General features: G+C 37.3%; 9 protein-coding genes. 3 read left to right on the top strand and 6 right to left on the bottom strand.

Annotated features, from left to right (window positions below):
• Positions 1–81 precede the first annotated feature (81 nt).
• The 5 genes from LS68_RS09535 to LS68_RS09515 all read right to left on the bottom strand — a co-directional run bounded on the left by LS68_RS09535 (position 82) and on the right by LS68_RS09515 (position 4,579).
• On the bottom strand, positions 82–981 hold the full coding sequence (locus tag LS68_RS09535; RefSeq protein WP_081950981.1) for a lipid A biosynthesis lauroyl acyltransferase: 900 nt from the start codon (positions 979–981) through the stop codon (positions 82–84).
• 31 nt (positions 982–1,012) lie between these two features.
• On the bottom strand, positions 1,013–2,053 hold the full coding sequence (waaC, locus tag LS68_RS09530) for a lipopolysaccharide heptosyltransferase I (protein ID WP_034373769.1): 1,041 nt from the start codon (positions 2,051–2,053) through the stop codon (positions 1,013–1,015).
• On the bottom strand, positions 2,053–3,528 hold the full coding sequence (locus LS68_RS09525) for a Ppx/GppA phosphatase family protein (RefSeq protein WP_034373773.1): 1,476 nt from the start codon (positions 3,526–3,528) through the stop codon (positions 2,053–2,055). The genes waaC and LS68_RS09525 overlap by 1 nt, the downstream gene beginning before the upstream one ends.
• A complete protein-coding gene (locus tag LS68_RS09520) occupies positions 3,528–3,779 on the bottom strand; it encodes a YfhL family 4Fe-4S dicluster ferredoxin (protein ID WP_034373777.1) in 252 nt (83 codons plus the stop codon). Before LS68_RS09520 ends, LS68_RS09525 begins: the two co-directional genes overlap by 1 nt.
• Before the next feature lie 86 nt (positions 3,780–3,865).
• A complete protein-coding gene (locus LS68_RS09515) occupies positions 3,866–4,579 on the bottom strand; it encodes a hypothetical protein (RefSeq protein ID WP_052100523.1) in 714 nt (237 codons plus the stop codon).
• A gap of 193 nt (positions 4,580–4,772) precedes the next feature.
• Here LS68_RS09515 and nikA point away from each other — a divergent pair, with 193 nt between their 5' ends.
• The gene (gene nikA, locus LS68_RS09510; protein WP_034373780.1) at positions 4,773–6,341 is read left to right on the top strand and encodes a nickel ABC transporter substrate-binding protein; all 1,569 of its coding nucleotides are present in this window, start codon (positions 4,773–4,775) and stop codon (positions 6,339–6,341) included.
• A gap of 284 nt (positions 6,342–6,625) precedes the next feature.
• Here nikA and LS68_RS09505 read toward each other — a convergent pair whose 3' ends face one another.
• Entirely contained in the window at positions 6,626–7,570 is a 945-nt protein-coding gene (locus LS68_RS09505; protein WP_138091495.1) for an ABC transporter permease subunit, read from the bottom strand.
• A 123-nt stretch (positions 7,571–7,693) separates the two neighbouring features.
• Here LS68_RS09505 and mutY point away from each other — a divergent pair, with 123 nt between their 5' ends.
• Positions 7,694–8,698 carry an A/G-specific adenine glycosylase gene (mutY, locus tag LS68_RS09500; protein WP_034374282.1) on the top strand — a complete coding sequence of 335 codons (1,005 nt, stop codon included), beginning with the start codon at positions 7,694–7,696 and terminating at the stop codon, positions 8,696–8,698.
• Between the two features lie 337 nt (positions 8,699–9,035).
• Positions 9,036–10,664 carry a DUF2972 domain-containing protein gene (locus LS68_RS09495; RefSeq protein ID WP_138091492.1) on the top strand — a complete coding sequence of 543 codons (1,629 nt, stop codon included), beginning with the start codon at positions 9,036–9,038 and terminating at the stop codon, positions 10,662–10,664.
• The last annotated feature ends 145 nt before the right edge of the window (positions 10,665–10,809 follow it).

Raw genomic sequence — 10,809 nt, 5'->3', positions numbered from 1 at the left:
ATACAGATAAACCTAAAAGAGAGACTAGAAGCTCAATCGGTAAGGGAGTGAAATAATACATACTTTAAGCTTAAAGTGGGCTTAGGAGTAGAGGGAATTGTAAGCAGATTTCCAACGTTTATGAAACCAAAACCAATGTTTGGGATTCTCTCTGATTGCCTCTTCAATCACTCGCGCTTGCGCCTGCGTTGCTTCTAAAATATCTTGATGGCTATCTTGTCCTTTTTGGCAATAAATAGGTGGATAAAAACGCACTTCAAAATGTGTATAATCATCATTCATACCAATCAATACAGGCACAATGCCTACTTCAAATCGCCTTGAAATCACAGAGGCGATAGTCGTATGAGTTGCTTTTTTACCAAAAAACTCTACCCATACGCCTTCATTTTCCGAAATATTCTGATCCACCAAAATACCCACTAAAGCATTTTTGTTGGCATAAAGTTTGAGCAAATGCTTAAATGCTCCTTTTTTATCAATGAATTTAACATTTTGTAACTCTCTACGCGAAATAATCATCTTATTAATAGAATCAAAAGGTGTCAATCGACCCAATGAAGCCATATTGCACCAATGATAACGAGGAGGCAAAACAGTCGCCATTGCCTCCCAATACCCATAATGAGCAGATACAAGCACCGCGCTGCCATCTTTTTGTAAAGCATCTAAAATAAAATGTTCATCAATAAAATCAAATCGTGCGTTCAATACATCAAAAGGGATATAGCTTACACGCACGGATTCTAAAAGCACAAAGGCAAAATTACAATAGCATCGCTTAATGATTGCTTGTTTCTCTTCTTGACTCATCGTATCACCATATATAAAGTCTAAATTTGTCTGTGCATCTTTCCAACGCCGATTATCAAGCTTTTGCATTAACCAACCCAGTCCTTTAACATGCCACAAAAATACTCTATGAGGCATCTTAGCCAAACAGAATCCGAGAAAATTAACAATCCATTCTAAAATCTTCATCTTCCTAAAAATCCTTGTTTGATAAGTATCACTAAATCTTTTTATGAGCATTTAATGCTAATCGAGGGAAAATATCATTCATAAAAAGCTCAAAAATATCGCTCTCTTTGATGCTAGCAATCTCAAACTCTTCACTTTGAGAAACGATATAAGGATTACCAAGCAAAACCCTCTCAAGCTTCGTTGCAGACATATTTTTACCACAAGTGCTTGAGGTATTACCATACAGGGTAATACACTCTCGACCCATTGCCCAAGCCAAATGTGTAACACCCGTATCTCCACCAATCACACAATCCATATGAGCCACACAAAACTTCAACGCATTCAAATCAAGTTTTGGCATTTTTTGGTAAGGGATATGCAGATTTTCTAATTTTTGACAAAATGTATCTGCTCTTGTTTCATTTGCATTCCACACAACAAAAACACAAAAATCCTGAAGTTTATTATAAAAAAGATGAGCTAATGTCGCAAATTTATCAATGGGATACTCTTTTTGACTGATAGAAGCCTCCAAAACAAGCAGGATTCTGTATTTAATCGGTTGGCAAATTTTTGTCTTTACATCGGCTTGAACAGAATCTGCATCAAAGCCTATATTACACACTCTCACATCAGAATCTAAAGAATCTATCTTTACACCCAGTGGTGCGAAAAGTGCAAAATTACGTTTTAAAATATTTTCATCATAAGCCATAGCAATCTTTTGAGAATAAAAAAGGCTCGCTATACCCTCTCGAGAACCTTTCCAATCAAAGCCGACAAATTGCTTTGAATCAATAAAAGAGCCTATAAGAGCTGATTTCATTAATCCCTGCATATCAACTACTGCATCAAATGCACCACATCTTTTGCAATACTTTCTGATTTGCAGAATACCAACAGGGCTTTTTAAAAGTTTCTTGAAAGGCAAAGAATGGATAGTATGGATAAAAGGAGAATCTTTAATCACACCCTCGAATCGCTCATCAACAAACCATTCAATCTGATGCCCTTTAAGTGCGTTTAATACACTTGTAGCGATAATCACATCGCCAAGACTTGATAAACGCACAATGGCTATTCTCATCACTTTTCCTTGATGAGTTCTATCTGTAAGGGTTCGGGTTTATGTAATCTATGAATATTTTCTTTTGCAAGATACAAATCTACATTGCTATAGATTCTCAAATTATGAGGCTTTGTGTATTCATAACGAATATGCACATTACCTTCGCTACGACACAAATCCTCTGCAAGAGCAAGGATAAAGCTTAGCCATTGCAAACTTAAAAGATTGGGCATCAAATCGCTAAAATGCTCGATATTTTCATCTTGTGGGATTTTCCTGCCACTATATTCTACGAGCAGACACACACTCATTCTATCCAGATGAGAAAATCCGTATTCAAGGGCATTAAGTAAAAAATATGAGCCATGATGTCCTGCATTATAAAAATTCAGAATCCTCCCAATACTAGAAAGGTATGAGGCGATTCCCAAAAGCTTACGATACCCTTCATCAAGTTGATGTGCCGGAAAAAGAGCATCAAAAATCTTAAGCGATTCTTTTTTTGTCATTTCGGCATATCTTTTATCAAGCATAAAACGGTCTTCGATTGAACCCAAAGAAGGGTTATAGCCTTTAGGAAAACTATTTTTATGCCCTCGCAATAAATCACTTAAAAACACACCTTCTCGCACACCTACACCGCTTGTCGTAATAGTCTCACTGCCAAAATGCGATAAAAACAAACTCAATATCAACGAACCACTGCGTATATTATCAATGCGATCTTGTGGCACACCCATCGCTTCAAGCTTATCTTCAGAGGATTGGAAAATTTTTTCAAAAAATTTGCGATTTTCAGAAACATTCACTTCATAACCATGCACTTCTTCAATGGGATATTTTTTATTTTTCATAATCATCTTAGACAATGCACGGATTGTGCCGCCCACGCCAAAAACATTGCTGTGTTTAAAATGCGCGGGAATCTTAGCGATTTGGTTTTGTATATAATCTTTTGCACCTTGTAAATCATTTTTCTTATCAAAAAATAATTCTTTTATACGGATTGTGCCTACATTTAGTGAAATCAAATCGACAATCTTACCATCTTGAATGAGGGCGCATTCTGTGCTTCCTCCGCCAATATCAATAGTGATTCCGTCTTTTTTGTGAGAAAGATTTGCACAAGCAATCCCGCCATAAAGAGCCTCTTTCTTACCATCAATGACCTTAATAGACAAAGAACATTCTCGCTTTGCACGATCCAAAAATACTTTCGCATTAGGCGCATCACGCAATGCAGAAGTAGCTACACAAAAGATTTTTCTCGACTTATGTGCTTTAGCGATTTGCACAAATTCTTTGAGTGCATAAATCGCACGATCCATAGGCAATTGTCCCAAAACACCACCGGATTCATAACAACCCTCCGAGATTCTCACCTTGCTTTTTGTCTCATAAATCAAATGGAATGCAAACCGAGAAGTGCGCCGATATATCGCCATTCGTGCCGAGTTTGAACCAATATCAATAACTGCAGTAATTTTTGCCATTATTCTCCCTTTTGGAGTGTTTCAAACTTATATTTGAGCTCTTCGATGCTTTCGATATTATCAGGATCAGGCACGATTGCATCGACAGGACACACACTCAAGCAGCTTGGCTCGTCATAGCTCCCCACACATTCTGTGCAAATATCAGGATCAATACAATAAATAGGATCGCCCCCTTCAATTGCACCATTGGGACATTCTTCTGCACACGCATCGCATGCAATGCACTCATTATTAATCATTAAAGCCATTTCTTCCTCCCTAATCTTAATTCATTGCTTTATTCACTATCTTATTTGAAGCCTTGCCTTTTAACTAAAAAAAAATTAAAATAAGCTTAATTAAAATTCTTTATACATAAATCCACTCCGTATTGATTATCCGAATCGCTTGCAATCACACAAGATTGCGGTATCAGTGTCAGAATCTCCTCAATATGCTCCCGCCCTACAAACAATGTATTTGCTCCGCTAAAAATCGCCTTTTTGAGATCATTTTGATTTTCCACTCCCACAAAGACAACAAACCCCAACCTGTAAGCAAAGTCTAAGAGTGATTGAAGCTCCTTTGCACTCACGATACTTGCTGGCATCATCAAAGCATCTGCTCCAAAAAGGGCAGATTCAAGAATCTGATAAGGTTGTAAAAACACATTGCAATGGATAATCGGTAAAGTGCTGTGTCGGCGCAAAAGTGAGATAGATTCAAGCAAATTAAAACCCATCAAACGATCGTCAAAATCTGTATCCAAAAACGCGCTCCACAAATCCAACCAATACGCATCAAATCGATAATCTTGCTCATTTTGATACCCTTGATACAGATAATTTTCTGGAGCTTGACAAAATTCATACGGGGAAATAATCCACTGATAAGCGAGCTTGGGTTGGGATTCTTTTTGAGTTTCTCGGACGAAAAAATCCCTATCCACACGCGGGACAAAAGGGCTATAAGCAAGTGTGCGTCCGAGCGTGTCAAAATCAATGATTTTTTTTCGCTCTTCTAAATGTTTCAAAGTCTTTTGAATAATTGCGCTGCTTACTTCTCTCACTATTTTTCCCTCATCATGCTTTTACATTGGCATTTGCTAAGATTCCATACACTCTAAGATTCTATTTGCGATTTTATTGTCTCATAGTAAAATAAATTTTTCATCAATACTCCGCATTAGTGAATCTGTCATATTATAATTGCAATATTTCAACAATCGCCCTAAACAAATCTAAAATCAATACGGAGAATCTATGAAGACTTTACAAATCCTTTGTGTGCTACTCACATTATCAAGTGTGCAAATATATGCCAAAACTCTCACACTTGTGCTTTCTCGTAATGTCGGCGTGATGAATCCACAAGGTTACGCGTTTAATGAAATGTTTGCGCAAAATATGATTTATGAGGGATTAGTAAAAATTGATTCTGATGGCAAGATTATTCCCTCTTTAGCAACTTCATGGGAGATTAAAGAAAAGGGCAAAGTCTATATCTTTCATCTAAGAAAAAATGTCAGATTCTCTAATGGTGAGATATTTGACGCAGCTGCAGCAAAAAAGAATTTTGATTCTATCCTCACAAATAAAATTCGCCACTCATGGAGTAATCTTTCTTTGCTCATTCAAGATGTGCGCATTATCGATGACTTAAGTTTGCAAATCACACTTTCTAAACCCTATGCACCGACACTCACAGAGCTAAGCCTCATTCGCCCTTATCGATTTATCGCGCCGAGTATGATTCCTAATGATTTGAATCTAATTACCCACAATCCCAAAGAGCCTATTGGCACAGGTCCCTATCAGCTCACAAAAACAGAACTAGGGAAGGGCGATACTTTTACAAAAAACCCGCATTATTGGGATAAAGAGCATTATAAGGGAATCTACTTTGACACGATTCAAACCAAAATCATCATTGAGCCTAATGCCAAACTCATTGCGCTTAAAACCGCTCAAGCAGATATAATCTATGGTTCTGATGAAATTCCGATTGAAATTTTTAAAAAAATCTCCCAAACCAAAGAATTTGCCACCTATTTAAGCCCACCCATTGCTACGACTGCACTTGTGCTGAATCCCAAAAATGAGATTCTAAGCTCACTTACAATGCGTCAAGCCCTAGCTTATGGTATTGACAAACACACACTTATCAAGGCTGTGTATGGCGATTTTCAACAAAGCGCGGATTATCTGTTTGCCCCTAATCTCCCTTATTGCAATGTAGAGGCTGATTTTACTCCTTTGACATTTGTCCCGCAAAAGGCAAAAGAGCTTATTGAATCGCTCGGTTATACCTTACAGAATGGATTCTATAATAAAAATGGCAAGAATCTTGTTTTAGAGCTTATCTATATCGGTAATAATCCCGCACAAAAAGCTATGGCAGAGATTCTACAACAACAACTCAAAAATATTGGTATCTTTCTCAAACTCACACCTTATGAGCAAAGCATTTTCCGTAATCATCAAGCCAAAGGGACATTTGATATAAGCTTCAATGAAACATGGGGGATTCCCTATGAGCCATTCATAATGCTTAACTCTATGCGTTATGCAGGACATATTGACTATATCGTGCAAAAATTCTTACAATCCCCCACTAAAGATGAGATTGACAAAGAAATTCAAGCGGTGATTTCCCTCCCAGAGACGCAGATTCAAAAGCCCTTGAAAGATTTGCTTATCAAACTTTATCAGACACAAATTTATATCCCACTCACTTATCAGCGTAACAAAGCTATCGCGCGCAAGAATATTCGCGGTGTGAATCCAGATATGCGCCATTTTGAGATACCCCTGTGGGAGTTTTATGAGTAAAGTTTAAGGATTCAAATCCTTGATATAGAGGAATTAAAAATTCTAAAAGTCTTTAAGATTGTAGAATCGCAAATCTCAAAACATTTTTACTTTATTTTGAATATTTAGTGAGATTTTAAATTTTCTTGCGATTCTCTTTTTTATAAGGGGGAGGGGCTTGAATCTTTAAGTCGCTCCCTCCCCCTTATAAATCCCCCACCCCGACGACGCTTCTAAGGTCGGCACTATCGTGCGATTGATTTTATCGTAGTGAAAGATATACTTTCACTACTGGATTCTATATTCTAAGATTTTTGTGTGATTTCCTTGCGGATTCTCGGGTCTAGTGCCGCATAAAGAATATCCACACCTAAATTACACAAAGCAAAAATCAAGCACATCACCACGACAAAACATTGGATAATCGGATAATCGTGATTAATAATCCCTTGTAAGCTGTATAATCCAATGCCCGGGATTGCAAAGATATTTTCAATCACTAATGCCCCGCCGATAAGCTCTCCGATGTGCATACCAAAAGCCGTTACAATCGGCAAAGAAGCATTATAAAAAATATGTTTAAGCGTGATTTTACTCTCTCCTAAACCCCTTAGACGAGCATAAAGAATATGTCGCTCTTTCTTGACTTCTAGCATATTAGCGCGGATAAGCCTTGTATTGATGCACAATGACATCAAAGCAATGCTCACGCAAGGCAATATCAATGATTGTGGATTGTCCAAACCAAACGCAGGTAGCCAACCTAGCATCACACAAAAGACGATAATGAGTAAAAATGCAAGCCAAAAATTCGGCACAGACACACCGATAAAGCAAAAAAAGCGAATAATCACATCAGGGAGCTTGTCCTTATATCGCGCACTCAAGATTCCTAACGGAATAGAAACTATCAGAATCAACCCAAACGCACTAAAAACAAGCAGCAAAGTAGAGGGCAAATAATGCAAAAAATCCGCGCCCACTTCTCGCCCACTGATATAAGATGTGCCAAAATCAAGCACAACTGCCTTTTTGAGCCACAACACATATTGCTCACCCAAAGGTTTATCCAAACCAAAATCTGCTCGCAAAGATTCTATCATTTCGGGTGTGGCAGGGAGATTGGAATGTATCAAGTAAGACGCCACGGGGTCGGTATTATTCAGACGCAACAACATAAAAATCGCAAAAGAAGCAACCAAAACAATCGGTATGATATAGAAGATTCTTAAAACAATATAGCGAAGCATTAATGCGATTTCCTTTTTATATAGAATCTTACTCAAATTGCTTTAATACTTCAAATGTTATAATCAGCTTTTAACTTACTTTAAGGACAGCAAAGCCTTATCTCAATAAGGCTATAAATACCTATGAATCTAGCATTACTTCATCAGAATCTACTGCAATGGTATGCCACCTATGGGCGACATTCTCTCCCTTGGCGTCATCTAAGCGGAGAAAATGCGCCTTATGGCGTGTATGTCAGTGAAGTAATGTTACAACAAACACAAGTCAAAACCGTGCTGGAGCGATTCTATACACCCTTTATGCAACAATACCCTACTCTTGCCTCACTTGCATACGCAGATGAATCCAAAGTGCTCAAATCTTGGGAGGGACTAGGCTATTATAGTCGCGCGAGACATCTCCACCATAGCGCGAAATTATGCGTCAAACATTATGAGGGCAAACTGCCTTGCGACAAACAAAAGCTTTTAGGCTTAAAAGGTATCGGGGATTACACCGCTGGGGCGATTTTGTGCTTTGGTTACAGACAAATAGTAAGCTTTGTCGATAGCAATATCGCGCGCATTCTTTGTCGCATCTATGCTCTATCTTCTCCCACTCAAAAAACTTTGCAAGACCTTGCCGCGCAGATTCTTAATCCCTCCGATGCGTTTAATCATAATCAAGCCTTAATGGATTTAGGCGCACTCATTTGCACCGCAAAGAATCCCTCGTGTCTGCTGTGTCCTCTCAATCCAATATGTGCAGGGAAGATACAACCTCACCTCTATCCCAAGCCCAAGAAAAACACGCTGAAAAGACAGATTCTTAATCTCGCCCTATGTATCGATACAAAGGGTAAAATCGCCTTTGTGCAAAGTCAAGAAAAGCTCTATTATGGGTTGTATAATCTCCCTTTGCTCCCTGCTCATTGTAATGACTTAGAATCATACGCCTTTGTGGGCGACTTTAAGCATCATTACACCATTTATCAGCTTGATGTGAGAATCTACCGCATTGATACAAAAACCTTGAAAACCTACTTTAAACCTAACGATATAACCTTTTTTGACATTGCGATGCTTCAGGACAAACCGCTCTCAAAGCTGTGCATCAAGGCATTGCAAAAAGCTGGATTAATGCAATGACCTTGCCAAAAATCTTAACATTTATTTTATGCTGATTTTGATACAATACTTGCTGTTTTTAAGACAAATTAATCACAAGGAATTCTCAATGCTTTTTCTCAATCTTGATACGAGAATCTCTCATTATTTAGCGCACAATGTAAAAGATTCGCAACAATTAAACAATATTTATGCGGGGGGGGGGGCATAATTCATTATTAGTCGTTCTCACTTCTTCTCACTCTCTCTTTAATATTTCTTATTTTCTCTGTTTTTTTGTTTCGTTTTACTTTCACATCTTTTCTTTTGACGATGTCTCTTTTAATTTAGATTCTCACTTTCTCTCAAAGGAATCTCTATGAGTAAAGGAAGTGAGATTCATAAAAGATTTGGTTTAAAGTTTGCAGTGGCTTATAGAGTAAGAAAAGTCAGAAAAAAGATAAAAAATAAGATTTTAAGCAATCCTTTTTTACTATCTTATATTCAACCACTCCTAATGCTTTATCATCTTGTAGCGATTCAAAAAAATCTTAAAGCCTTTGGAATCTATCGCGCTCTAAGAAAGCAAAATACACTTATTCCAAATCCAAAGCATTTACGATTTGTTCTTTCTTGCTACGGGGAAATCTTAGAGTGGCTAGAATCTAAAGAGTTTCAAGAACAATACCTTGATACTAATCACCCTTATCCTCCTTTGCTTAATCCTAAGAGATTAGTAAGGGATTCTCAAAATCCTTATGCGAATCTAAGCTATGAGAATATCTGTGCTGAACTTGCGTGGGAGATGAATCTGCCCTTGCCTCCATATTATGATTTAATATGGCTTAGGCTTGATGGGAGTGGAAGTAGCGCATATGGGAGATTTATAAAGTTGTGTGGTATCAATAAAATCAATGCAGATGATGCGATTTTAAATAATAAAATCTTTCATTATTATCCTTGCTACCAACAACTTTTGGCACACAAAGATTCTTACAATCTCATTGCTATCCACGAATATTGGCACGAAAGCTATATGAAATTTTGCGCGTTGATTGATAAAAATGTCCCCGCTATTTGCAATATGCGAGACCAAATAGAGCGGCTTAAGCATGGGGTAAATCATCTCAATAGTTGGGAATGTGCTCCATTAAATAAATTTTTTAATCTCACTTGCAAGTATGCTAATCTCTTTCCTATACTATCTTACGATGCTTGCACTCCGACTATTCCTCCCAAAAATTTTGATTCTGATGTTCCTTTACTAGATGCCCTTTATAACTATTCAAGCAAAGGTTGGAGAGGTGCAAGCATACAATTTTATAAGCGACTAGAATATCTTAAGAATCTTACACACATAGAATATATAGATATGAGTGAAATCTCTAAAGACAAGGCATTTGATACTTGGACAAGACTTGCCAATCAGTTTGGCTTTACTCCGCCCAAACTTGAAGATAAATATATCTTTGAGGGTAGAATCAACAACAATACGGGAGAATTTATGCACTTTCCTGTAACTCTATACGCACATTCTAACGATGTAGATAAAACTGCACAAGATTTGATGAGCTTAAACTTAAAGGGTGGGATTAAAATCACTCTCACTTTAAAGCAAAGAATTACGCGAAATAGAGACGACTTTACAGATATTACCTCTCTAATATTTGAGATTCCATTAAAATACGATGAAATCAGAATCTTAGTAAAGACAAAAAACTACTCTCAACTTATAGAAAATCATAAGCTATTTTTACGCGTTAAAGATTTTCTTATCGGATATATGAAAGCCTACGAAAAAGAGCTTGAAAAAATCAAAAACGCTCACATCACACCCAAACAGATTATCGAATATCTTGCGAAAAAAGAGCATACGCAGTTGCGCAATGTAATTAGAGATTCTCTAAAAAAATCACTTTTAGATGTGCAAAATAAGCGTCCCGACATTGTAGCATCGTGGAAATACTATCAAGAGTTTGAGAAAATGTGTGAGGAGATAGACAAATAAACTCCACAATGATCTTTTAAGCCTTTTTTGATTAATATTACCCCATATTTCTTCAAAGGACAAGCAATGTTGCACACATTTAGAATCTTTTATCTTTGTGATGCTTATATGTCTCAAGGATTAAGCTTTAAAGTCATTAATGGGG

It is taken from the genome of Helicobacter sp. MIT 05-5293, assembly GCF_000765665.2.
Lineage (GTDB): Bacteria > Campylobacterota > Campylobacteria > Campylobacterales > Helicobacteraceae > Helicobacter_C.
Note: the sequence above shows the minus strand (reverse complement) of the source record. Positions and strands in the feature narration are given on the sequence as shown.